Genomic DNA, 25,524 nt, shown 5'->3' on the forward strand with positions numbered 1-25,524 from the left:
TCCTCTTTTAATTGATTGCAGAAAATTTCTTATAAAGCTGCTTGAAAATAATCATAAATTGCTCCACTTCTGCTAATGAATTATTTTCATCTAGGCTGATTCGAATAGCAGATGTAGCCAAATCATTTGGTACATGCATCGCATGCAATGTACTGCTTGCCATATGTTTACGTGAGGAGCAGGCACTAGTAGTAGAAACAAATATTTGTTTTTCCTCTAATGCATGGACGAGAACTTCACCACGAATTCCTTTTAGAGCAAAACATAAAATATGCGGCGCATAGTCGGTTCCTTCTGAAAAGATCGTCACTTTATCATACGACTTCAGCGCATGGATCAAAGCTTCTTTTAAGCGTTGTGTCTGCTCAGGTTTTTGTTCCTTTATCTCTAATGATAAACGTAAAGCTTTAGCCATAGCCACAATACCTGGAACATTTTCTGTCCCACTTCGTTGATTTCTTTCCTGTCCTCCACCTGTCAGTAATGGTGCTAAACGACGACCCTTTTTCCAATAAATGAAACCCGTTCCCCGTGGACCATGGAATTTATGGGCTGAAAATGTTGCAAAATCCACTCTCCCTGTCAACCATTGCGAGAATGGTACTTTTCCGATTGCCTGAACAGCATCTACATGGAAATGAATTTTAGGGAAATCATCCAAAAGATCACTGATTTCTTGGATGGGCTGAATCGATCCTACTTCATTATTCACAGCCATAACAGAGACCAAAACTGTCTCTTTTCTTATTAATTTTTTCAATTCGTCAACACGTACAAAACCGCGTTTATCTACTGGGGCGATACTTACTTCGATTCCTAATTCTTTTAATTGTTCGGCCGTCTCACTGACTGCCGGATGTTCGATTCCTGAAATGATCATATGATTCCCATACTCTCTTTTTTCAATCATCGTTCCTTTTAATACCCAATTATCTCCTTCTGTTCCTCCTGAAGTAAAAAAGATTTCTTCTGGTTCTGCATGGATCAAATCAGCGATCTGCTTTCTTGCTTGCTGCAACAACCGATTAGCTTGATTGCCCAAATCATGAAGACTTGATGGATTCCCAATAATCCGCTGACTGGTTTTTACGTATGCATCTAAGCTTTGCGGAAAGATTGGGGTCGTTGCACTGTTATCAAAATATATCATAAGAAACCCCTCTTTTTTGAAATTCTTTTCTATTATAACGGTTGTCCAAGGTGCTTTCAAGAGCAGGTAGAATTTTCACTTGTTTCGTCCTTCGGATAGACATAAAAAAAGACAAGAACAAGACGGATGGTTGTCTTGTTCTTGCATGATTGCTGCTTTTTTGCTTTATACTAAGTCTGGATGATTAAAATAAAAATCTTCGATACGTTTGAAAGCACCTGGTTCTACTCGCTCTAATGCTGTACCAATTTCGTCTAATGCTTCTTGATAATGATATTCTTTATTGAATAAATAGTAACTTTTATCAATTGCTTCTCGCACTTCTTCGTGTGTATGACGATAACGGTTTGCATATTGGAGCATTTGCTCCGTTAGTGCTGCTGCATCTACTAGATCATGTGTCTTCTTATCTAATAATTCTAGATCTTCTTCGCATAGAGCAACTAAACGGTTGACTTCCTCCATGTTTACTCGAATTTTATTCAAGACAACACTTAGTTCTTCAATACGATCAGTAGCAACAAAAAAGAATTCTAGGTAATCATTCGGCAAGCCAGGCAAACGTTGTTTTTCTACAAAACGTTTCAAACTACGCAATTTAAATTCGAATGTATCGATCTTTTCTTGCGCTTCTTTTTCGCCTTTTCTCAATTCATGTAATGAGTCGTCGATCTCTACTTGTTGCGTTTCGATATCTTCTAAGACCTTGAAGACTGTTTTATAGAACGTACGCACTTCTGAATAAGGGATTTCGTGTTGGCGAATCTGTGGAATCATCTGTTCATTTTGACGTTCCATTTCTTCCACTTCAGTTTGGAAACCTCGTACACGACCAATTTCATTGTGATTCAATGTATAGCTTTGAGCGGTGTGATCCAACTCAATCAATAATTGACGGTTATTCTTCGTTGTATGTTTGATATACTCTGCAATCGTTGATTGGTTAGTTTTTACATATCTCTGAGCTTCCATTTCCCGTTCTAAGATGTCATATAGCGAATCAATCAAATCAGCTGTTTCTCGGTTTTCGAATTCGACCGTTTCAACTTCTGTTTTTTCAAGATTGGCTAATGAATTTTCAATTCTTCGACTTACTTTTGCGATATCTTCAGCAAGATCTTCTTCAGGGAATACATATTGTTCTTCCATTAATTTCTCATAAGTATCACTGATTTCTTCAAGTTGTTCAGGGAAAGTCGTATGGAGATCTTCATACAGTGGTGGAATTTTTTTCATCAGAGCTTCCACTTCATACGTATGTTTTTCTGCTTTATCTAAAACCTCGCGGGCCTCTACAGGATCGCCGGAAGTATTTAAAGTCACGAATTGCGTAAATTCTTTTTCGATCATCTTGATCTGTTTTTGCAATTCAAAAAGAGCTGGTCCATATTCATGCTCGTCTTCTCTGACTTTTTCTTTCAGTTCTTCATAGACATCAAGCGCCTGCTGGACAGCTAATGAGTTGCGTTCTTCTGTTTCTCGCAATTCCTTCAGACCTTCACGGATTTCCGTTACTTGTTTCTCCATTTGGTCCATTGTTGCTTCTGCTTCAACAACTGCTTTTTTTCCTTTTAAGAACCGAAAACTTTCATTGAGGTTTTCCACTTCAAAAATTTGACTTTCTAATTCAGCGAATGAGGAAGTAGATATGTCATTCCACTTTTGACTCCATTCACGAAAGGTATTTTGGCTTTGCCCAACCAGATGCATTTTTTTAACATCATCGACTTCTTCAATCACTGGCAAGTCAAATAATTCTTCCTTGCGTTTTTCTAAGGCATCCAATCGATCTTGGTTTTTTTTCTTCATCAAGTAACTAACCAAAAAGACGACAATGGCGACTATAATGATTGCAATGACGATTCCGATGATAACATTATTTCCCATTTATGGTTCCTCCGTTTTCAGTATGCATCTTTTTATGCAACAGATGGCGTTCTGCTTGGCATAAATCCAAATAATACGTCTCTCGTGCAAAAGACATCTATTCTAGATTATAGCATACTATTTTCATGCATTCACTAACTTAAACGAAAATCTTTTGTTTTTCATCGTATAAAGATAACAAAAATAGTGAAGTACTGATCACTCTCTTTCGTTTGTGCGTGCACTCCTATCAGCAGAGCTTTTCCCAGCAAGAGCTTCTTGAATCTGTCGTTGGATTTCTGCCGCGATTTTAGGCTCTGGCGCGTACTCTATCTGCCAGTTCTCAGGTTTCAATACTTTATTTGTTACAGGATCATAATGAGGTTTTCCATCTGGAAACAATTTTCCCATATTTGCCTGATGCACGATATCAAATATTCGATCAGGCGCTATTCCCAATAATGAAAAAGAACCATAAGTAAAGTAAAGGATATCTGTCAGTGCATCTACTTGTTCAATCAGTGGGTCACTTCCCCACTCTGTTTTATCAAGTATTTTTTCTTCTGCTTTATCTAATGCTTCGTGTAGCAGAGTAACAGCTTCATGTAGTTGTTCTTTACTTGGTGAGGTAGCTGCAACAAATTCAACAAGTTCTTCTATTTTGAATGCAGCACGTGTATGAGCCTCCATCGCAGTAAAAGCTGTGGGGATTTCTGGTCTTCTTGGATCAAAAATTTTGTGAAATGCTTCTACTTTTTGAAAAGGTGTCTCTGATTCCATACTAATGTTTTCCTTCTTTCATTGACTAATAAATCAGACCAAAGTGTTTCAGCCCTTCGTATATGCCATCTTCTTCATTTGATTGGGTCACAAAATCTGCGGCATGTTTTACTTCGTTCTGAGCATTTCCCATGGCCACTCCAATTCCTACACCTTTCAGCATCTCGATATCATTGTAATGGTCGCCGAATGCCATGATTTCTTCCATCTCGATTCCGACAGCATTTGCGAAAGCTTGGATGCCTAGCAATTTTGAACCACCTTTTGGGATGATATCTACAGTATACGTATTTGAACGTTGGAAGGTACACTCAGGAAATAGATGTTCTAACTTTTTCTGTTCTGACTCCGGACTAAGCAGTATACATTGGTAAATTGGTTCTTTTAATATCTCTAATGTTTCATAACGGTCCTTTTGCCGGTGAGGGCTAAAAAGCTGGAGGATTTTTTTCATCAGACGTACCGGGAATTTACGCGGTAAAAAGCTGACTAGCCGCTTGATAAAAATCGATTGTCCTAATAGCATCGTCGTTGATCCATCTAGCCGATTTCTCGCACCAAAAACGATTTGTCGATGGTTCTCATCTGCAAATTCAACAATATGTTCCAATACTTTTTGTTCAAAAGGGTGGTCGATAATCGTTCGATCTGCAGTAAAAACCAGTTGGCCATTATACACGACATACATATCTAATTCCAATTCATCAATGATTTCTTTGATCTTTATTGGGCTGCGACCCGTTGCTACACCGCATAAAATGCCGTTTTTCCGAGCATAATCAATTGCTTGTTTTGTTGATTCCAATGCTTCTGAACGATTGGTGACCAATGTTCCGTCAATATCAAAAAAAATAGCTTTGATCATAGACTTCGCCCCTTTCATGAATAAAATAAGCCCTTAAAACAGATCCATTTGAGTTGGATTAAGTCCATCCGGCTTGATATTTAATATTTTTTGCAGTGCTAATGCATTTTCAGCCGCATCCCCACCAGAATTGTTATTAAAAATCACACCTATCTCTTTTGTCTTAGAATCAACTGCTTTGACTTCACGTGCTAGTTCTTGTAGTTCTTTTTCTGAATAACGATACAATGTTCTTTTTTTGCGCCAATCTTTATCATTTGCTTGCCATTCCTGAGCATTCCTGCCATGGAATCGAAAGAGAGCAAAGTTCGGATTGGTTACAAATGGATCAAAAGGGATCGTTGTACTCAGCAGCTGCGGCTCATCGATGATGGCTAAAGAAAAAGCGGCTCGAGACATAAAGTTTCTCGTACGTTCAAGGAATTCATCGCTGTACCAAGAATAATCCCGCAATTCTACGGCAACAGGATAACTCTCAAACCACTTTCTAAGTTTGCGCAAGTATTGGACATTTTCTTTTGTACATTTGAATGAAGAGGGGAATTGAATTAAAAAGCAAAAAAGCTTTCCAGCTTCTACCATTGGCGACATGACATCTAAAAAATGCGTAATCATCTCTTCTTCGGTCTGATAATAAGGATTCCAATCTCCTTGACCGCTGATCCCTTGATAGACTTTGACTACAAAGCGAAAAGATTCAGGTACTTCGTTTATCCAATTCTCAACAGAGGACTTTCGAGGAATCCCATAATAAGCAGTATCTAATTCCACTAAGGGTAGAAATCCGGCATATTCATACAGAGTGTTATTCTTTTTGCCAGTTAATTTGTCATGTTCTTTAAACGATGTTAATCCGATTCTGATCATTTTCGACCACCTTCGTAATTGTTTTCCCTTGACTGCTTTTTTGTAAAAGAAACTCAACCAAATACTCCGTGCATTAAGAGGTCAAGGTCGAGTCTTCTTCGTTTAAGTAAGGGCAGCTTTTTTATAATAAGTCTGGCTATTGTTATTCTTCACTGATAGCAAAACTCTTTTATATAGTATACAATAAGATTTAACGGCTATGCAAAATTATTCGTAAGGAAGTCTGTAAAATGAAAAAAATACTTGTACTGCACACCGGCGGAACGATCGCCATGAAAGAAAACATGCTCACTGGCGGTGTTAGTCCTGATGTGGCAAACCCGTTATTAGATGCAGAAATCACGATACCTGAGCATGTGGAACTCTTAGTTGAAGATATCTTCAATCTTCCCTCACCACACATCATGCCTTCTCACATGTTGGTATTAAAAGAACGTATCTTGTCCGCTTATGAATCAGGTATATTCGGAGTGGTGATTACACATGGTACGGATACATTAGAAGAAACTGCCTTTTTTCTTGATACAACGATTGGTGACAAATTACCAATTGTTTTGACTGGGGCAATGCGTTCAAGTAACGAACTTGGAAGTGACGGCCTCTATAATTTTGAAAGTGCTATTCGCGTCGCAAGCTGTGAAGAAGCGGTAGATAAGGGTGTATTAGTTGTCATGAACGATGAGATCCATTCTGCACGCTACGTGACAAAGACCCACACCACAAATGTTGCTACTTTCCGAACGCCTACATTGGGACCAATCGGTTTAGTAACTAAGAATCGAATCTTATTCTTACAAGAACTTTTAGAAACAAAGCGGCTGGATATTTCCGCTGTAAATGGGACTATCCCAATTGTTAAAGCATATGCTGGGATGCAAGGAGACTTATTGGAAGCAATCGCCCATACGAAAGTAGACGGTCTAGTCATTGAAGCTTTAGGTGCCGGAAATCTCCCTCCTCAAGCCCTAGCAGCTTTAGAAAAGCTCCTTGTCCAAAAAATCCCTGTAGTACTTGTTTCTCGTTGTTTCAATGGAATCGCAGAGCCTGTTTATGATTATGAAGGCGGAGGAAAAGAACTAGAAGAAATGGGGATTATTTTCTGCAACAGTATCAATAGTCAAAAAGCACGTTTAAAACTATTGATTGCCGTAAACTATGGTTTGACGGGTGAAGAATTGATTTCGTTTATCCAAAACTAAACATCAATATCTGATAGCTAAACTTAAAAAGAGAGGCTGTGACAAAAGTAGCTTCTTCGAAAACTAAGCCGAAATTTTACAAAAATTTGAGAAACAATTTTCGTAAACTTCTTCTTATTTCTTGAAGCTGACCATTTCTGTCACAACCTCTTTTTTATTTATTTTTCCATAGAATATTGGCTTCACAATACAGCTGTTCTTGCATTCGGATTTCATGTTTTGTTTTGACACCATTTTCAATTGGGACTTGTTCAAAATGGCTTTCGATCTCATTCCCGTACTCTACTTCTTTATCAAATCGAATAATTACTTTTTCTGGAACATGCGTAGTCAAAAAGTCATATCCCAATACATCAATGATCCAATTAAAATACATCGCATTATTAACATGCTGATTACTATCGATATCATAAAAACGAACACGATATGGCAGCATGAAGCCCGAATCAATCTTTTCAATTTTTTCCTGACGCTTGATTTTCTTGATTTTCTCACTCTCAAAAGGAGCAATGATCTCTTCATTAACACTGCTCATTTTTCGATTCACAAAATCCATCAATACAAAAACAGATTCTATTTTGACTAATTCTTCCCCATCTTCATCATGGATCCAGAAGTTCCGATAACAGAAAAACTTATTGTACTCCATGGCTTGAGTCGTTACTGAAATTACTTCACCGACTCTAGGTAAACGTTTAATCTCCATAGAATAATTCGTGATGACCCAAGTCAGTCCAAAGCTATTGACGAATTCACTGCCTCTTCCCAACTGGTCGCTTTGATCTTCAGATGTTTTGATAACTACTCCTAACATCGAAGGAAATGTCATCGTTTGATTGATGTCACACTCATAATATGAAACTTCATGCTTTTTGGTATATTTCTTTGCCAAAAACACGCCCTCCTCTTAAAAACTTTCTAGTAATTGATCTACTTGGGAACCGTAACTTTCTCCAAACATATTCAAATGTGCCAAAAGATAATATAACTGGTAAATCGGCAGTCGATCTTCCCATCCCTCTTCTAATGGAAATATAGTTTGATAGGCATCTAAAAATTCCGGTCGGAAACCGCCGAATAATTGACTCATTGCGATATCTTGTTCCCGATTCCCATAAGAAACAGCCGGATCGACAAAAATTGGTTGTCCTTGCTGGTCAAAGAACACATTACCACTCCACAGGTCTCCGTGCAAGAGGCGTGGAGTGATCTTTTTGGGTTCAACCGATCTCAATACTCGTTCTTTAAATCGCAGATACTTTTCTTGCCGCTGTACATTCCAACGATTCGTTTCTTCTGCTAAAGAAATCTGGGCTTCAAGCCGATTTTTAAAGAAAAAAATCCACCAATCTTCTTCAAAAGAATTTTTCTGAATAAGTGTACCTAGATAATTATCTTTTCGAAAACCAAATTGCGGCGCTGTTTGCTGATGGAGATTGGCTAAAGCTGCAGCAAGATCTCGTTGATCTCCTTTTCCCGGCTCGATCCATTCCATTAACAAATAAGCGCCTTCACTTGTTTCACCCAGCATGTACGTATCTGGTACACGTACGAATGCAGCTAGCTCTTTTAACCCGTCTACTTCTGCTTCAAAAAAACCTTTTTTTACATTCGGATGGATTTTCAAAAAATAAGCACGCTGCTCTGTTTTTATACGATAAGTTTGATTCACATCGCCGCCAACAACTGGAATCACTTTCCCATTTAGTTTCAGATCAGATAAAACAGTTTGGATATCCATGACTTTCCCCCCTACTCCTAATTTTATTCTATTTTGTCATCATACTTGTTTCATGATAAAAGGATTATTTCCAATCCTCATCCCTTTATTTAGAATTATAGCACAGAGACCATAAAAAGCAGGAGATGGACTTTATAGATAAAAAAGAGCTGACTTAAGCCAGCTCTTTTTTATCTATAATGCATACTCTTTATTGAACTATTTACCTATGCTAAAGCACCCATTGGATCCCATGGAGCTAGCACAATTGGTTCTTCATTGAACGCATTTAGTTGCTCTTTCGTCAACAAATCTTTTCTGACAACGATTTGGTACGTATATTCGTCCATCCAGGCATCACTCATAACGAAGAAACCGTTCTTTCCAACTTTTTCGCCCCAGCTGTTTTCGACTTTCCATTTTGTTGATTGTCCGTCCACTAAATCAACGCCAGTCAATACCATCGCATGGGTCATCAAACTTTCACCAAAATCCAAACGTTCAGCTTTAGTCATTGTGAAATCCGTATCGAATAGATCATCCATCGAATAAGCATCTAAGGCCATGATGCCACTGGTTCTAGTAGAAGATTGTCCTACATCACAACCAAACCATACAGATTCTCCTTGTTCAAGCTGAGCAATCGCTAATTTTTTGAAAGTTTCCATATCAACATTCAGGTATTTAACTTCTTTCCCGCCAACGACATTCCCTAGCATCTCTACTGTATAAGAACGATTGAATGGTTTGTCTTTTGTTGGTGCATTGATCACACTAACATAATCATCTAATTTTACACCGATGTATTTATCATAAAAAATTTGTGGTGTCAGTCCCCGGTCAAGATGATAGTTCTGTTCTTCATCGCGGTACTCAAAATCGAATTCTTTTGGAGGTGTTCCTAATGAGATGGCTAAGAAGTTATAAATACTTTCTAGCATTTCTTCTTTTTTTTCTTCAATAGCGTCTAATGTTTCTCCTTGAGCAACCATTTCGCGTAACACAACTGCATCTTTACGCAGTAGTTTGTTCAAGTAGTTATTCAAATCTCGAGAATTTGAACTATTCGCACTTTCCGGCATTACCGATTTGGGCACAACACCGTATTTTTGGAATAATGAAACGATCATATCCCATTGACCGCCATCTTGTTGAGGAGTAGTTAGCAAGAAAGCCACTTTTCGGCTATCAATAGCCTCTTTTCCAGTTGCAATGATGTTTTCATAGAAGTAATTTGCCTTTTCATATTTATCCCAGAAAAAAGTATAATTTTGTGATAATTCAAACTCTTTTAAATGGAATTGATTCAGCATTTTGTGACGGAACGTATTCAATGCAGCAAACATCCAGCAACGGCCCGATTGCATCTGATTAGCCACTTTTCCTGTAGCCAGATCAATAGAAAATACTGGTGTATTCGCCACATGTGCTGAAATATTTTCAGCAGAAGCAGTAATCCCGTTCTTCACGACAGCCCGCTGCAATGCCTGCTGTTTGTTATTTGCTTGAAACTGTTTGTCAAATTTTGTTGTCATATCCGGTGTAATAGCTTTCATCCAATCATCCTTCCAAATCCAAGTTACACTTCGTATTTTACTCTTAAGAATTTAGAAATACAATCTCTTCTATGATGAAATTTTCATTTGAATGAGAATATACTTACAACTTCATGAAGAAAAATATCATATGGTATACAATAATTTTCAGATAAAAAGGAATATTTCTATGAGATAACGAAAATGGCCTGTATAATAAAGAAGAGGCCTAGAAGAACATCATACAATAAGATAGCTTTCAAAATACTCATTGAAAGAAGGAAATACTATAACATAAGAAAGGAGAATGAATAAAATGAAAAACCTGATTGCTGGCGGCTTTTTGTTTGTGGGTGGTGGCATACTTATGAATACAGAAAACTTTGGGAATATCATCCCTTTTCTTGGTGCAGCTTGTGCTTTGATTGGTGTAGGAATGCTGATTTATTTCGTATTTAGCGATGATGGGAAGTATGGTTGATTATGAGTAGCCAACTCTACTCTCTCGTAAAGATTACAACATACGTGACAAAAAAAGAAAGCTTGATTCATCATAATAATAAAAGAAAAAGAAACCCAAGTGATTGGATTTCTTTTTCTTTGCATAAGCTTTATTTACTCCGGCAGTAGGACTCGAACCTACGACATCATGATTAACAGTCATGCGCTACTACCAACTGAGCTATGCCGGAATCAAGTACATGAATATAATATCAATTTCTTTCAAATAACGCAATACTTTTTTTGAATTTTTTTACTATATTCTAGAAGAAACCGTTAGCATTTTTTGTTATTTTTACTTTTTTCTTAGAATTGTTTCATTAGTACAAAAACACATTTTTTTGATAAAAAACATATTGACAAATACATTAATATTCGTTATCCTATTAATTGTATTAATGATAATGCCGCTTTAGCTCAGCTGGTAGAGCGCTTCCATGGTAAGGAAGAGGTCGCCGGTTCAAGCCCGGCAAGTGGCTTCCTTAAACAGTGCAACATGTTGGTTTAACAATGTGTCTGCGCTGTTTTTTTATTTTATGCCACGAAAATCCCGCAAAACTGTTTTTATTTTAAATAAAGAAAAAACGACTTTTTCAGTTAATCTGCGAATACTTTAATATGGATCAAATGTTACAGATTCTAAAAGTGAGTTAATAAATAATCCAAGTCCTTATTTGAATGTATCAATAGGAGAAATGGTTGAATTAAACTTCTTAGTTGGTCCAAGTATTGAGGGGTTATAGGAATACTTCCTTGTTGTCTTATTAGGAAATAAGCAAATTGAACTAAATGGTCTTTCTAACTTGCCTATTCGGTTATCGAAAGATTCTAATACCAATAAAATGACTCCACAAAATGGAAAGATTTCTTTCAAAGCGCCAAGTGATCCAGGAAGTTATGAGTTTGTTGTGTATCAATTTGGTTTGGGGAAGGAAATGTTAGGTCTTCCGATGGTTGATAATTCTTTCAGGATGACCATCGTAGTAGAGTGAAGTTCATTTATTCTCCAAATTAATGGAATCACATTAAAGTAAGTGACCCTGTTGACAATCGATAGCGGGGCTACTTGCTTTATGGATGCTTCAGTGCCCCCACTCCCTCGATTTAACTGATTCACAATTTGAATCTCCTGATCGCTTATTGCTTATTTTCCAGAATGTTTATTTTTACTGCGTACCTTTTAAAATGTTTAAAAAATTAGGTTTGTCTAAATCTACTCCGTTCACTTAAAACATTAGATTACAAAAAACAGCTTCGTACATCACGACTTCCTAAATTGATTTTATGCGGTATAAAAGATTATGCAAACATACCTGGAGCAAAACGGTTATATAAAGTTTCAGCCTATAGCCGTCTCCTGTTTATCGAAAACGGAAAACAGGAATTGAATAGAGAAAAGCCAGAAATAATGGCACAAGCTATGCGATCATTTATCAAAAATAGCTAATCAATAAAAAAGACGACAAAATGTGTCGTCTTTTTTATTTACCAAGTTAAGAACGTTGTCTTGTTTTTCAATGTAGCTCGATTGAGACTAGTTTTATGGATCATGGATCAATGAAGAGAAAATTATTGTTTCATGCCAGAGAATTTTTCTGGTCGTAGATCGACTAATTGTACATGGCTGTCTAAAGAACCACTTGGACTTTCAAGAGTGAATACACCTAGACGTGGATCTAAAGAAAGGGTCATGTGTTCATCCATGTACATTTTTGAATAATCTTTGATATAAACTTCCCCAATATCACTATCTAATTGGAGTTTATAATCATTTTTTCCTTGTTCTTTATCAAGAAGAAGTAAACGGAAACTAGTATCTAAAGAGCAAACACCCATTTTAGAATATTCACCCACACCATCATCTAAATCCAAAATAACTGTCGCGCCTTCATCAATATATTTTTGTAATCTTTCTTGTGCTTGATCCGTAATTTTAAGATACATATTCAAACGCCCTCTTTCTTTTATTTACAAAAGCATGCTAGCATATATTAATAAAATTATCTAAAGTCCTGCTCAAAACAAAAAGATGTAAGAAATATCTTATGATATTTCTTACATCTCAGAGTGTAGACTGATACTTTTGTCTACACCCTGCCCCCTCTTTTTTAAAGGGTGGTTATGATTTGTTGATTTTATATATTAAAGATAGTTATTTTTTTAAGATAGAACTTTGGTCCTTTAGTAATATTACTCTAAGCTAACTACTTGTTATATGAATATAACTACTATAACTCCTTCTATGTTAGACAAGTATTACAAAATATCTCCATTGGAACCAATCACTTCTTTGTACCAATAAAAAGAGTCCTTTTTGTACCTTTCTAAGGTACCATTTCCTTCATCGTCTTTGTCCACATAGATAAACCCATATCTTTTTTTCATTTCGCCTGTTGTAGCACTTACTAAATCTATGGGTGCCCACGTGAGATACCCAAAGCAATCCACCTGATCTTTTTCGATTGCAATCTTCATTTGTTGAATATGCTGTTTTAAGTATTCGATGCGATATTCATCGTGTATGTTTTTATCATCTGTCAAATCATCTATGGCACCTAATCCATTTTCTGTAATTATGATAGGGAGACCATATTTTCTATAAGTGTAATTCAGCAGATATCGTAATCCCATCGGATCAATGGTCCACCCCCATTTACTAGTCACAAGATACGGGTTTTGAAGACCGCCAAATAAGGCACTCTTTTCTTCAGCCGCTCCTTCGTACTTCGCAACAGATGATGCGTAATAGTTCATACCAATAAAGTCAAGTGTTCCTTTAGAAAACATATATTTATCATCCTCTGTTATGGTCAACTTTATTCCTTGGTCTGCATATTCATTGATTTTATACTCTGGAAACTTGCCTGTACACATAGCATCTATTTGATAGAAATCTCGATCCATCTGTTTAAAAGCATTCATCACATTTGTGGGATTGCAATCTACTGGATAAACAGGTTCGATTCCAAATACGCAACCAATCTTGTTTTCTGGATCTATTTTTTTTCCTAAAACTATTGCCGAACAGCTAGCCACTGTCATATTGTATCCGATCTCAGCCAATGTCTGAGATTTGTTTTCGAGTTCAGAATACTTCAAACCTGCGATAATATACGTAAAAATATCTGTAGCTTCTGTTTGAGGATCAATATGATTCATTTCATTAAACGTAACCCAATAGTGGACTTTTCCTTTTAAAGATTCAAACATGGTTTGACAAAATTTCAAATAAAGTTCAATTACTTTTCGATTGGTCCATGAACCATACTTTTGAACTAAATTTTTTGGCATCTCGAAGTGATATAATGTTACAATTGGCTCAATGTCATAAGACAACAACGTATCCACAACATCTATATAATACGTGATTCCTTCTTGATTCGGCTGCTCATCATCTCCATTAGGAAAGATACGAGACCAGTCTATTGATAATCTTAATGCTGTAAATCCCATTTCACTAAACAGACGAATATCTGACTTGTATTGATGATAAAAATCAATACCCATATGTGAGGGATACGTAGCTTCAGAAGAAATCATTGTATCGATTTGGCGTGGGACCTGATAGCTTCCTTGTCTGACATAGTCCATGATAGCTGGTCCTTTTCCTCCCTCCTGCCAGGCTCCTTCACATTGATGTGCAGCAATACTTCCACCCCATAAAAAATTCTTTTTCAATTTCATTTTTTCACCTTCTATAAAATGACGTTTAGTAGATTATTTGTTTTTATTACTTGTTCTGAATTTGAAGGGATGACGTCTAAATAACTATCGGTATTCGTGACAACTACAATAGTAGATGTATCATAACCAGCTTCTTGTATTTTATCAAAGTCTACTGTTCCAAGGAGTTGTCCTCTTTGAATTTTATCTCCTTGTTTTATATTTAAATTAAAATATTTCCCCTCTAACTCTACTGTATCGATTCCAATATGGATCAGTATTTCAATTCCATCTTGTGATTGGATACCTATTGCATGATTCGTAGGAAAAACTACCGTGATCTCCCCATCTACTGGAGAATAAAGATGTGTACCTGTTGGTTTGATTGCGATTCCTTTTCCTAATGCTCCTGTTGAAAAAGCTTGATCTTTAACTTCATTTAAAGAAATAACTTCTCCTTTTACTACATTCCCTAATGAAGAAGTTCGTAGATTTTTATCTTTCCCCTTTTCAGCTACTACATGGTTGATTGTCTCCTGATCCTCTTCTTGTGTAGGAACGCCTAAGAGATAAGCAGCTACAGCTGAACCAGTAAAACTAATCACGACTGCCGCTAACATAAACCAGAAGTTCATGAAGTCTCCTTCACCTATATACGCTGGGAGGCCAAATAATCCCCAAGCAACAGAATAAGCTTTAACACCAGTCAAACCAGCAAATAATCCACCGAGTCCTCCTCCAATCATTACTGCAACAAATGGCCGACGGTATTTAACAAAGACACCATAGATAGCAGGTTCAGTCACACCAAGTACTGCAGAAAGTGTTACTGTCCCAAATAATTGTTTTTGTTTTAAGTTCCGAGCTCTTAAGAAATACCCTAGCATTGCGCCTCCAACAGCAATATCTGAAATTGTACATGAAGATATAAAGGCAGGGTCATACCCAGTTGCTGCAATTAGAGAAGCTACAACCGGCATGATAAAGTTTCCCGCGCCCAACATGATAATAAATGGTTGAAGAGCAGAGTATAACATCATGACAAACCAACTACCTACATATTTCATCAGTAGATTAAAAAAGCCAATGATTCCTTCTCCTATATAAAATCCTAAAGGCCCAAAAACCAACAACGTTGCCGGTAAAGTAATTAACATTACGAACAAAGGGGTTAAAAAGTATTGGAGTGTGTTAGGTATAACTCTTTTAACTACTTTAGTTACGTACCCCATAAACCAGATAGCTAGTAAAATAGGGATAAAACTATTAGAATACGTAATTTGCGGTAACCCAATACCAAATAACTCCAGTCCTTTCACATCATTGATAGAACTTGAAAGTATAGTAGCAGCAAGTGCTACTGCTAAATAAGGACTTGCTCCTAATCGTTTTGCGCAGCTCATAGCCATTAAAATAGGTAGAAAATAAAATACAGCAGACCGCAAAGCATCAAAAATCTGATAGGTTGAACTGTCTGGTGAGATTATTCCAGTTAAAGAAGCAATGGATAACACAGCAGCAAGTAATCCAGCACAAATAATAGGCTCAAGTATCGGTGTCATAGACTCCGATATGACATCTAATGCTGCTTTTATTGGATTTTTTTTCCCACTTTGCTCTTCTAAAGCAGTTTTTGGGGATAGTTCCAATTGCGTCATCAATTCTTTATATACATCGTTAACATGTGTACCTATGATGATTTGATAAGCAACGTTATTGCTAACTACATCAATCACACCGTCTAAGTTTTTAAGCTTATTTGTTTGCGCTTTCGTTTTATCGATAAGAGTAAAACGCAACCGTGTCATACAGTGAACTACTGCCTCTATATTTTCTTTTCCTCCAACAAGTTCAATAATATTTTTGTTAAAATCATGATATTTATCCATTATTGTCGCCTCTTTCCGCTACGCGATTAACATGAATCATCAAATAAGTGTATTCATCTTGAGATAAATAGATGTTGAACTTTCCCTTTACATATATTTCTATCTTTTCTACAGCTGTATATGCTTTAGGGTATAGTTTTTTTACTTGTTCAAATAACTGAGATTCATTTTCAACGTATGCTTGTTTTTTTCTTAATCGTTCAATAAAGTACTGTAAATGTGTCACTAGCCTCATGTAGTTGATGCTCTCTTCGTCAATAGATAAACTAAAATGATATTTGATAATATTCAACATGTCTCTTAGTGTCTCCATATCTTCTATCTGTTCATCAAAATTGACCTGATTTTCTTGAAGATTAACAAAGTGTAAGGCAATTGAAACAGCTTCATCTGTGGGAAAGGAATGATCAAAATATTTCTTTATCATTTTTAAAGCTTCCAAACCGATTTTGTAATAAACTGGATAAAACTTTTTAACTTCCCAAAAAAGCGGACTTCTAAGATATTGTCCTTTCTCTGAGCGTTTCAATGCGAAGGAGAGATGATCTAATAAAGCTAAATAAAGATAATCATTTGCTTTTTTACCGATTTCCTTTTCTCCATAACTAACGAGCTCGTTGATCATAGAGATCAGTCTATCATCAGAATGTGACAACAAATAGCTAAAATGTTCTAAACGGTCTTTTGAATCTAAAACATATGTTTTTTCAATTTCGGAATCATCAATTCGTTGGCCAACCTTTTTTTTGAAAGCAATTCCTGTCATATAGATAATTGCTTCATTTCCTCCCCGTTCAATTAAAGCTACATTGTTATTGATAATCTTTTTAACTTTCATTAGTTGCTCCTTTCCAGAAAAAAGAACTCAGATCCAATATCAAATAAGCTTTTGATCATAAAGCTTTACTTGATATTAGTTCTGAGTTCTGCCTGATTTATCAGTAACATAACTCTAGAGATAACTGCGTCGCTATCTCAAGTTCTTTTTTCTTTTCTTACAAAGAAAATATACTATATTTCCTTTGCTTAGTCAACGTTTTCATTGCTTGTAAGTTACATTTTTAAAGTATCTCACACATATTATGGTACATCATTTCCTATGAATATAATATTACGAGGAAAGCAGAATAGACTACTTCTCAAATCTATTAAAACATTCAGCGAAAAACAAGATGGTAAGTGTCTGTTCCACTACTTTCGATAAATTGGTACAAAATTAATTCCATTAATGCAATCATTGAGATATGTGACGTAATATCTAGATGATTCAAGCTGATTTCATCTGTAAACAAATAAAGATTAATATCACTAAAATTTTGTATTAAGTTATTATCTGCTCCAGTAATTGAAACGATTAAAGGATGCTCTTGTTCCTTTATTTTTCGAATTGTTTCGATCAACTCTAAATCTTCACCTCTGTAACTAAATATAAAGGCTATATCATTCTTTTTAACTTGCTTTTGTGCAATAGAACGAGTTTGATGATCTTCAGGAAAAATTACAAAAAAACCGGCTGTATTATACAAGTATTGTATATAACGCATAATTTCTTTACTCAATCCTTTAGCAAATAAAAAAATTTTAGGCTGCTTTTGTAGTTGTTCTACAATTAATTTCACTTTATCTGTATCTATTACGCGAACAGATTCGACTAAATTTTTTAAATACTCTTCGCGATAGTCTTTCTGGCTAACGACAAAAGGTGAACTCTCGGGAAACGGAGTTTTATAAAGCAAAGTATATTTAATAACAGTAGTAAATTCACTAAATCCAGAAAATCCTAGCTTTCTGACAAAACGCAGAAAAGTGGTTGTTGAAACAAAACAATCATCAGCAACTTCGCGGATACTTTTACCTTTAATGTTTTCTAGGTTATTGATGACATAATCAAAAAGAATTTGTTCATTCTTAGTCAGTTCTGAAATATGACTATTGGCTATTTCAAAAAAATCCATTGCCTATCTCTCCTTTCTTATTGAGGTACTCCTTGAGCAACACAGTGAATATTTCCTCCACCAAGTAAAATTTCACGAGCCATTACACCAATAATTTCATGTTCTGGGTATATTTTTTTTAATAGTAATTCTGCTTTTTTATCATTTGGGTCCTCAAAAAGTGGAAAAATAATACCACCATTTGCTGTATAATAGCTTACATAAGAAGCAATCAATCGATCACCGGAAAATCGAGGCAACATACCATTTACTGGATCAACACCAGCAGCCTCTTCCTCTGTAATATATAAAGGTTTCGGTAATTCTATCTTGTGTATAATGAAGCTTCTTCCTTTTGCGTCTTTTTCTTTCATCAATACTTCTTCTGCTTCTCTGACGATTTCGTACATTGGATCATTTGGTTGTTCACACCAACTCAAAATAATTTCACCAGGCCGTACAACATTGATTAAATTATCGATATCACCGTTTGTTTCATCCAAGAAAAAACCTCGAGGAAACCAAACGATTTTTTCTATGCCACAATACTCTTTTAGAATTTTTTCAATTGATTCTTTATCTAATTGAGGGTTACGTCCTTCTGATAACAAGCATTCTTCTGTTGCAAAAAGCGTTCCTTCCCCATCTGTATGTATTGAGCAACCTTCTAAAACAAACTCTTGTAATTGGTAATATTCAATTCTCTCCTGTTCACAAATTTTTTGAGCTAACAAATCATCTTGATCCCACGGAAAAAATAACCCATCTAACAAACCGCCCCAAGCATTAAATCGAAAATCGACACCACGTACTTGTCCCAAAGAATTCATAACATATAATGGTCCCGTGTCTTTTATCCATGCATCGTTATTACTTACTTCTAGTACACGTATTTTTTCAGATAATTGATAACGTGCATTCAAGAATTGTTGATGCGAAACGAGCATAGTTACATTTTCAAATCGTGCAATTACTTCAGCGACTTCAGCGTATGCTTTTTGTGCAGGTTTCCCCCCTAAGCGCCAGTTATCTGGACGTTCTGGCCAAATCAAATAGCATTCTTTATGAAAAGTCCACTCTGGTGCCAATTGAAATCCATCTTTTTTTGGTGACGACTCTAACATAAATGCTCCTCCTTTAAATAAACCAACATTTTAGTAATCAACTAAATTTTAAGGTATTGTCTTAAACATACTATAACATTTTAAGTATATCTATAATAGGATTAAAAAAGCGAAATAGAAACAACTAGATGTTCTATTTCGCACAGTTACTTTTTGTTACTCATATGATACTATATCTACTAAGTGACTTTTTTGTTCTAAATTTTGCGAGCTGTAAATAATCGTGCCAGCATTTTCTTTTAGTAATTTATCTAAATTTTCTAAAGAAGTAATTACAGCTTGCGCATTAGGTTTTTTCTTAACAAATTCTAAGGCAGCTTCCACTTTTGGCAACATACTGCCTGGAGCAAATTCACCATTATCTTTGTATTTTTCTAACGTCTCGATATCAATTTTTTTCAGTTCTTTTTGTTGCGGTGTATTAAAATGGACAGCAACATTTGCCACACCAGTTAAGATAATCAGTTCATTTGCATCAATGATTTCAGCAAGTTTTTCAGAAGCAAAATCTTTATCTATCACAGCTTCTTTACCTCTTAGGCCTTCACCAGTTTGAATTACCGGAATACCTCCACCTCCTCCTGCAATTACAATTACATCTGAATCAACTAGCGTTTTTATAACTTTTGATTCAACTATATCTATAGGTTTAGGAGAAGCCACTACTTTACGCCATCCTCTTCCTGCATCTTCTTTGAAGATAGAATCGGTCCTTCTCATTTCTTTTTCAGCCTGTTCTTTCGTGATAAATGGTCCAATTGGTTTAGTAGGCTGTTCAAATTCTGGGTCTTCTTCAGAAACAATAACTTGAGTGAACAATCCTACTATGGATTTTTCTATACCACGCTTCTTTAATTCATTCGTTAATGCCTGTGCTAGCCAATATCCTATGCTGCCTTGAGTCATAGCAACGTTGGTATCAAGTGGCATGGCTGGATTCGTTTGGGTTGCTCCAGCTTTTTGTTGTAATAATAAGTTACCTACTTGAGGCCCGTTACCATGAGTAATAAGTAGCTTGTAGCCTTTTTCAACTAGAGCAGCTAATGACTGAGCTGTTTCAGCTAAAGTCTTTTGTTGTCCTATGGCCGTAGGATCATTTGTTAATATTGCATTACCCCCTAATGCCACAACTATTTTCTTTGTCATAACACGTTTTCTCCTTTAGGGATTTGTTGCGTGATACAATGAATATTTCCTCCACCTAATAAGATCTCTCGAGCATAAACACCCACAATTTTACGATCAGGATATAAGGATTGCAATGTTTCCTTTGCCTTTTCGTCCATTGGATCATCAAATAATGGATAAATAACTCCTCCATTGGCTGTATAGTAATTTACATAACTTGCCGCTAAACGATCTCCTTTTTGACGTGGGAGTGTACCATTTATAGTATCTACTCCATGACTTTCTTTTTCGTTAATCAGTATAGGCTGAGGCACATGTAATTTTGTTACATGAATATTTCGACCTTTTGCATCTACGGAGTTTTCCAGAATTTCTAGACACTCTTTAGAAATTTCATATTGTGGATCCTGCTTATCATCTGTCCAAGCTAAAACGACTTCACCAGGCGCTACAAAATTAACGATATTATCTACATGGCCATTCGTTTCATCTAAATAAATTCCATGCTTTAACCAAATTACCTTCTCAATATTTAGATACTCTCCTAGAATATTTTCAATTTGTTCTTTTGATAGCTGTGGATTGCGTCCTTTTGATAATAAGCACTCTTCTGTGGTAATTAATGTACCTTCTCCATCAACATGGATAGATCCCCCTTCCAAAACAAAATTATCTAAACGATAACGGTCCTTCCATTCAATTTCACAAATTTTTTGTGCAACTTGATCATCTTGATCCCAAGGAAAATAAAGTCCATCTTCCAGCCCGCCCCAAGCATTGAATGTCCAATCCACACCTCGAACTTTTCCTTGACTATTTGTAACAAAAGTAGGACCACAATCTCGAACCCATGAATCATTACTAGCAATTTCTACCACCCGTATATGTTCGGGAAGCATGTGGCGAGCATTATCATATTGATCAGAATTCACGCCCATTGTAACAGGTTCAAATTTGGCAATCGCTCTAGCAACCTCTACGAAAGCTCGCTGGGCTGGTTTTCCTCCATCTCGCCAATTATCAGGACGTTGTGGCCACAACATATATACTCCTTCATGCACCGAAAATTCTCCGGGCATTCTAAAATGATCTTTTTTAGGTGAACTATCAATTGTTTTCATCAGTAAGCACTCCCTTATTTTTTTTTCTTTTGACGAATAGTGAATCACGATTTCACCAATAACAAAGGCAAAAATTGTTCCAAGCAACACGGGTATTTTAGTATTTATCTCTGAAGAACTCGAATCTAGAGGAACTACAGAAAAAAGCAGTGTCGCGATTAGCAACAACATTGGGATAATCGTCATTAATTTTAACAACCAATTGGGTCCAGGGACTTTAAATGGACGAACAACATGAGAATCGATTTTTCTTAACTTCAAGAATGCTGGAAACATCATAATATAAGAAAGTAACAACGCTACTACATTTAGTGAGAAAAATGCCCAAAAAATATTCTCATTTGGGATAAAGGGTGCAATAACAATTAGAAGTGAAGCAATAATACCATTAATGACAGAAGCTCCTACTGGCATATCATTTTTTTGACTTTTTTTAGCGAAAATTAGAGGCATATCATGATTTTTCGCAGCATACAAAGCAACATAATTTACTCCTAAGGACCAAGAAATCAAGTTTGCTGCCAGCGTATACATGAAGAGAATACCGATTAATACAACAAAAGGATTCAATCCCCCAACGAGCAGAATAAAGCTGTCAATTAATCCTCCAGAAGCAGATAATTGATCTGCTGGTACCGCCGCTCCCATTCCAAATGCAGCAAACAAATAGAAAAAGGCGATCAAAACACCACCATAAATAATGGCTTGTGGAATTTGTTTTTTAGGGTTATCCATTTCATTTGCTAGAGTAGTGACCACTTCAAATCCTAAAAAATTAAACAAGATAACAGATAAAAAACTAAAATTTTGAATATCTAGTTTAGGTAACAAAGCTGTTCCAGAAAAGTTATTAGCCATTCCTTTTGTTAATGCATGATAGATACCTAAAACACCAAGACATATCATGATTGCCACTTTCGCAAATGCAGCGATATTTAAGATCCACTTACTATCACTAACAGGGTAACAGCTAATTATCGTAACAATCCAGACAAATACCAACTGCAACATAATCAGTAGAGGTGTACTAAAATTTAATTGAAAAATTTGAGTTAATACTTCTTGAAATAAAACGGCAAGACTCGCCATCCAAATAGGAAAATTAATCCAGTAAAACCAAGCGACTCTAGCACCCCACTTTCTTCCATAAGCTTTTTTAACCCAGTCATAGATCCCTCCTTCGCCGTCATATGTCGTGCCAAGTTCAGCTGATATTAATCCGTAAGGTAAGAAAAATAATATCAATAATAAACCCCACCAAAAAAATTGCGAAGAGCCGATTGCAGCAGCTGGTGCTGCCGACTCTACTACTAAGATAACTACAACGGCCATCAATACTGCATCAAATAAACGGAATCTCTTTTTTTCTTTCATTAATGTGCTCCTTTCGATGAGCCTTTTGTGAAAAGTACGTGTAAATTTTTTACTCTCTATGAATTAGCAAAAGATTTACACGACTCTTCTACTGCTTAAGCAAGTTCTTGCTAATCTCTTCGTTCTAATTGACGTTTAGGTTTCAGCATGCATTGTAATTCCCCATCAAATTTTTCTGCTAAAGCTTGATCGGCATAATCCAAATATGGATTCAAAAAATAAACTAATAAAGCCCGCATAGCTGTTAATCGATTTTCTGCTTCATCTAATACGATAGATTGTTCACCATCTAACACTTCATCTGTAACTTCTTCGCCGCGTGTTGCTGGTAAGCAGTGCAAAAATTTTGCATGTGGTGAAGCTTTTTTCATCAATTCATTATTTACTTGGTAGGTTGGATAGAAAATATTCATCCGTTCTTCTTCAGATAATTCCGCTTCATATAAGCCATACCACACATCCGTATAGACAAAGTCCGCATCTTTAAGAGCCACATTAACATCTTCTGTGATCTGCACGCTTCCTCCTGATTTTTTTGCATTTTCCTTCCCTATTTCTAATGCTTCTTCTTTAATTTGGAATCCCTCTGGCCCGTATTGAACAAAATCCATTCCCATTTTTGTTGCCATAAACATGGTAGATACACAAACTTGCGTTGCATCTCCAACAAAAACAATTTTACAATCAGATAATTTTTTTCCTTTTGGTAAATGTTCAGTCATCGTAATAATATCGCCTAGTTCTTGCGTAGGATGGTTGTAATCACTCATGCCATTAATAACTGGAATTGTTGCATTCTTTGCCAACGAAACCACTGATTCATGACGTTCAACTCGAGTCATTAATATATCTACTAAACGTGATAATACTCGTGCAGTATCACCAAGACTTTCATGTCCTCCTAGTTGTATTTGACCAGGTGCTAAATATTGGGCGTGTCCTCCTAATTGTTCCATTGCGGTTTCAAAGGAAACACGGGTTCGAGTGGAAGATTGTTCAAAAATCATTCCTAGTGTTTTATTTTTAAGTAGTAATGGGTAATGACCATACTTAATACTTTTTTTGATTTTTAATCCTAATTTGATCAAGTAATCGATTTCTTCTTTTGTAAAATCATTTGTATCGATAAAATCTCTTTTCTGCATAATTAACGCTCCTTCGAAATTTTTAATTGATCTGTCTTTTACTCGAGTAATATATCTGACATATTTAGAATAAGCGTCTTTTGAGATTTATGAAAGCGGATTTAAAACTTTAGAAATCAAAATTATTTAAAGAAAACTTGTTACATTTTAAGTAACAAGTTACACTAACAATCTTAAATTGCTTAAAGACTTAAGGATGCGGTTTAACCGATATCATTGTTTAAAAAAACTTCTTTAATTGTTGCCATTTGGCAGCCAGCCTTTTTAACCTCATTACTGTTAATAATAAACCAAATTTTCGTTATACTATGTTTCTTTTATAGTAAATATCGTTTTTCTCACCTAATAGTTTGTTGATCTGTGCGTGAAAGCATTCCGTAATTTATTTAAAACAAAAAGAATCTTTTGTAACACTTTGGTTAATGTTACAAAGACCCTTTTTATTTGTTGTAATATTTCTTTTTTGCCTTACTATGGCCGTATATGCTAATTTTTCAAATGACAATAAGATATTAGTATAACCTTTCCTTTATTCTAATTTCATTGGTTAAATTGAAGTTTCATTAAAAAGTTTAACAAATTTCTAGTTAACAAACACGATGCTAATTTTTAGATAAGAGGCATTTGCAAGTAGAAAATAAATTTAAGTTACACTGACAAATGTAAAAATTTTAATTGTCAGTATTTAGGGTAAAAAATTCTTAAGCCAAATTCTGATTGGTCTTGATATTTGTTCATATTAGCAAAATGATACCTACTTATTTTTGTCTTGTAATACAATCCTTGTATATAACCATGTCGTCAATACATAGTAGATGAAATACAATTCGAAGAAGATCGTAAATGGCACCTAAATATTTTTGTATGGATTTTGCATGAATAGACCAAACATTTGTAACCCGAACAAGACATGGACTACACCTAAGATTCCTGGTGCTAAGAATCACACACCTACTTCTCTACGGATCGATTGTTTAAGCAATCTGCATATCGACCATTGAAAGCATTTGTGTATATTCACGAATACGAAAACTTAACTGGGACAAGGTGTAATTGTTCAACTTTTTCAATGAGATCTGTTCTGATTTCTTTAGTAATGATAAAAAGAAAATGATCACAATATGTAATAGCAACCCCTGCAATCACTTCTACAGTTTTCCCCCCATTAAAAAGATAATTGTAATCTTCTACAGGATAAGCCACAGGTCCACCAGAAACTTGTTTGAAATAGATTTCAAAGCTGACTTCTGTCTTGACTTCCTGCTCCTCTTTTTTCGTTTTATGGGAAAAAGCATGGAATGCGCTGCATCAGGTATCGAGGCTTAGAAAAAATCAGGTGCATACGATGCTTGTTTTTGCCGAAATGAATCTGAAAAAATTGGTCACTTGGCAGTGGGAGCATATGTCTTCATATTTTTTATTATACAAAAATAGACAAAAGTATCAGTCTACACTCTTAGTAAAGAGGAAACTGATACTTTTGCCTACAGTATGATATTTCTTACATCTACTTTTACTCCGGCAGTAGGACTCGAACCTACGACATCATGATTAACAGTCATGCGCTACTACCAACTGAGCTATGCCGGAATAACATCAGCGTGGCGACGTCCTACTCTCACAAGGGGCAACCCCTCACTACAATCGGCGCTAAGAAGCTTAA

The 25,524-nt window shown here is 35.8% G+C and carries 21 protein-coding genes, 3 tRNA genes and 4 pseudogenes; 6 read left to right on the forward strand and 22 right to left on the reverse strand.

Features of this window, described 5'->3' with window-relative positions:
- Positions 1–7 precede the first annotated feature (7 nt).
- From KFO35_RS08445 to KFO35_RS08465, 5 genes are all read right to left on the reverse strand, one after another.
- Positions 8–1,150: a cysteine desulfurase family protein gene (locus tag KFO35_RS08445; protein ID WP_002315458.1), complete on the reverse strand. Its 1,143-nt coding sequence runs from the start codon at positions 1,148–1,150 to the stop codon at positions 8–10.
- A 165-nt stretch (positions 1,151–1,315) separates the two neighbouring features.
- A complete protein-coding gene (locus KFO35_RS08450; protein ID WP_002310211.1) occupies positions 1,316–3,037 on the reverse strand; it encodes a septation ring formation regulator EzrA in 1,722 nt (573 codons plus the stop codon).
- Positions 3,038–3,235: 198 nt separating this feature from the next.
- Complete coding sequence (locus tag KFO35_RS08455; RefSeq protein WP_002315459.1) at positions 3,236–3,796, reverse strand: pyrophosphohydrolase domain-containing protein; 561 nt, start codon at positions 3,794–3,796, stop codon at positions 3,236–3,238.
- 25 nt (positions 3,797–3,821) lie between these two features.
- Positions 3,822–4,661 carry a Cof-type HAD-IIB family hydrolase gene (locus KFO35_RS08460; RefSeq protein WP_156272249.1) on the reverse strand — a complete coding sequence of 280 codons (840 nt, stop codon included), beginning with the start codon at positions 4,659–4,661 and terminating at the stop codon, positions 3,822–3,824.
- Positions 4,662–4,694: 33 nt separating this feature from the next.
- The gene (locus tag KFO35_RS08465) at positions 4,695–5,528 is read right to left on the reverse strand and encodes a DUF72 domain-containing protein (RefSeq protein WP_156272251.1); all 834 of its coding nucleotides are present in this window, start codon (positions 5,526–5,528) and stop codon (positions 4,695–4,697) included.
- 230 nt (positions 5,529–5,758) lie between these two features.
- Here KFO35_RS08465 and KFO35_RS08470 point away from each other — a divergent pair, with 230 nt between their 5' ends.
- Positions 5,759–6,727, forward strand: coding sequence for an asparaginase (locus tag KFO35_RS08470; protein ID WP_002314249.1), 969 nt, complete (start codon positions 5,759–5,761; stop codon positions 6,725–6,727).
- 154 nt (positions 6,728–6,881) lie between these two features.
- On the opposite strand, the gene KFO35_RS08475 is transcribed toward KFO35_RS08470, so the two are convergent.
- The 3 genes from KFO35_RS08475 to KFO35_RS08485 form a co-directional block, all read right to left on the reverse strand.
- Entirely contained in the window at positions 6,882–7,619 is a 738-nt protein-coding gene (locus KFO35_RS08475; protein WP_002315462.1) for an acyl-ACP thioesterase domain-containing protein, read from the reverse strand.
- 15 nt (positions 7,620–7,634) lie between these two features.
- Positions 7,635–8,468 carry a fructosamine kinase family protein gene (locus KFO35_RS08480; RefSeq protein ID WP_002315463.1) on the reverse strand — a complete coding sequence of 278 codons (834 nt, stop codon included), beginning with the start codon at positions 8,466–8,468 and terminating at the stop codon, positions 7,635–7,637.
- 206 nt (positions 8,469–8,674) lie between these two features.
- Positions 8,675–10,003: a C1 family peptidase gene (locus KFO35_RS08485; protein ID WP_002315464.1), complete on the reverse strand. Its 1,329-nt coding sequence runs from the start codon at positions 10,001–10,003 to the stop codon at positions 8,675–8,677.
- 295 nt (positions 10,004–10,298) lie between these two features.
- Between KFO35_RS08485 and KFO35_RS08490 the strand changes: the two genes are divergently transcribed.
- On the forward strand, positions 10,299–10,463 hold the full coding sequence (locus KFO35_RS08490; protein WP_002328975.1) for a hypothetical protein: 165 nt from the start codon (positions 10,299–10,301) through the stop codon (positions 10,461–10,463).
- A 137-nt stretch (positions 10,464–10,600) separates the two neighbouring features.
- On the opposite strand, the gene KFO35_RS08495 is transcribed toward KFO35_RS08490, so the two are convergent.
- Positions 10,601–10,674: transfer RNA gene (locus KFO35_RS08495), tRNA-Asn, on the reverse strand.
- A gap of 215 nt (positions 10,675–10,889) precedes the next feature.
- Here KFO35_RS08495 and KFO35_RS08500 point away from each other — a divergent pair.
- The 3 genes and pseudogenes from KFO35_RS08500 to KFO35_RS14175 form a co-directional block, all read left to right on the forward strand.
- Positions 10,890–10,962 (forward strand) — tRNA-Thr (locus KFO35_RS08500).
- A 324-nt stretch (positions 10,963–11,286) separates the two neighbouring features.
- Positions 11,287–11,475, forward strand: coding sequence for a hypothetical protein (locus KFO35_RS08505; protein WP_156272253.1), 189 nt, complete (start codon positions 11,287–11,289; stop codon positions 11,473–11,475).
- 118 nt (positions 11,476–11,593) lie between these two features.
- Positions 11,594–11,930, forward strand: a pseudogene (locus KFO35_RS14175) (alpha/beta fold hydrolase); the annotation flags it as partial.
- Positions 11,931–12,052: 122 nt separating this feature from the next.
- On the opposite strand, the gene KFO35_RS08510 reads toward KFO35_RS14175, so the two are convergent.
- From KFO35_RS08510 to KFO35_RS14455, 12 genes and pseudogenes are all read right to left on the reverse strand, one after another.
- On the reverse strand, positions 12,053–12,427 hold the full coding sequence (locus KFO35_RS08510) for an iron-sulfur cluster biosynthesis family protein (protein ID WP_002310873.1): 375 nt from the start codon (positions 12,425–12,427) through the stop codon (positions 12,053–12,055).
- Positions 12,428–12,739: 312 nt separating this feature from the next.
- Positions 12,740–14,167, reverse strand: a complete 1,428-nt coding sequence (locus KFO35_RS08515; RefSeq protein WP_070704058.1) for a family 1 glycosylhydrolase — start codon at positions 14,165–14,167, stop codon at positions 12,740–12,742.
- Between the two features lie 11 nt (positions 14,168–14,178).
- Positions 14,179–16,035, reverse strand: coding sequence for a PTS beta-glucoside transporter subunit IIBCA (locus tag KFO35_RS08520; RefSeq protein ID WP_156272255.1), 1,857 nt, complete (start codon positions 16,033–16,035; stop codon positions 14,179–14,181).
- A complete protein-coding gene (locus KFO35_RS08525) occupies positions 16,028–16,873 on the reverse strand; it encodes a PRD domain-containing protein (protein ID WP_070704065.1) in 846 nt (281 codons plus the stop codon). Before KFO35_RS08525 ends, KFO35_RS08520 begins: the two co-directional genes overlap by 8 nt.
- Positions 16,874–17,192: 319 nt before the next feature.
- The gene (locus KFO35_RS08530; RefSeq protein ID WP_070704068.1) at positions 17,193–17,990 is read right to left on the reverse strand and encodes a MurR/RpiR family transcriptional regulator; all 798 of its coding nucleotides are present in this window, start codon (positions 17,988–17,990) and stop codon (positions 17,193–17,195) included.
- A 17-nt stretch (positions 17,991–18,007) separates the two neighbouring features.
- On the reverse strand, positions 18,008–19,093 hold the full coding sequence (gene aguA / locus KFO35_RS08535) for an agmatine deiminase (protein WP_070704070.1): 1,086 nt from the start codon (positions 19,091–19,093) through the stop codon (positions 18,008–18,010).
- 156 nt (positions 19,094–19,249) lie between these two features.
- Entirely contained in the window at positions 19,250–20,239 is a 990-nt protein-coding gene (gene arcC / locus KFO35_RS08540; protein WP_070704072.1) for a carbamate kinase, read from the reverse strand.
- Complete coding sequence (gene aguA / locus KFO35_RS08545) at positions 20,236–21,342, reverse strand: agmatine deiminase (RefSeq protein ID WP_156272259.1); 1,107 nt, start codon at positions 21,340–21,342, stop codon at positions 20,236–20,238. The genes arcC and aguA (KFO35_RS08545) overlap by 4 nt, the downstream gene beginning before the upstream one ends.
- Positions 21,329–22,716 (reverse strand): annotated as a pseudogene (locus tag KFO35_RS08550) (APC family permease). The gene aguA (KFO35_RS08545) and the pseudogene KFO35_RS08550 overlap by 14 nt, the downstream one beginning before the upstream one ends.
- Positions 22,717–22,826: 110 nt before the next feature.
- Positions 22,827–23,861: a putrescine carbamoyltransferase gene (gene ptcA, locus KFO35_RS08555; RefSeq protein WP_156272257.1), complete on the reverse strand. Its 1,035-nt coding sequence runs from the start codon at positions 23,859–23,861 to the stop codon at positions 22,827–22,829.
- Between the two features lie 754 nt (positions 23,862–24,615).
- A pseudogene (locus KFO35_RS14450) lies at positions 24,616–24,843 on the reverse strand (ABC transporter permease); the annotation flags it as partial.
- 35 nt (positions 24,844–24,878) lie between these two features.
- The gene (locus tag KFO35_RS14455) at positions 24,879–25,064 is read right to left on the reverse strand and encodes a hypothetical protein (RefSeq protein WP_002315468.1); all 186 of its coding nucleotides are present in this window, start codon (positions 25,062–25,064) and stop codon (positions 24,879–24,881) included.
- A gap of 83 nt (positions 25,065–25,147) precedes the next feature.
- On the opposite strand from KFO35_RS14455, the pseudogene KFO35_RS14185 reads away from it, so the two are divergent.
- Positions 25,148–25,258 (forward strand): annotated as a pseudogene (locus KFO35_RS14185) (transposase); the annotation flags it as partial.
- Positions 25,259–25,377: 119 nt separating this feature from the next.
- Here the strand turns inward: KFO35_RS14185 and KFO35_RS08565 are convergent.
- Positions 25,378–25,451, reverse strand: a tRNA-Asn gene (locus tag KFO35_RS08565).
- Between the last annotated feature and the right edge of the window lie 73 nt (positions 25,452–25,524).

It is taken from the genome of Enterococcus lactis, from assembly GCF_015751045.1.
Classification (GTDB): domain Bacteria; phylum Bacillota; class Bacilli; order Lactobacillales; family Enterococcaceae; genus Enterococcus_B; species Enterococcus_B lactis.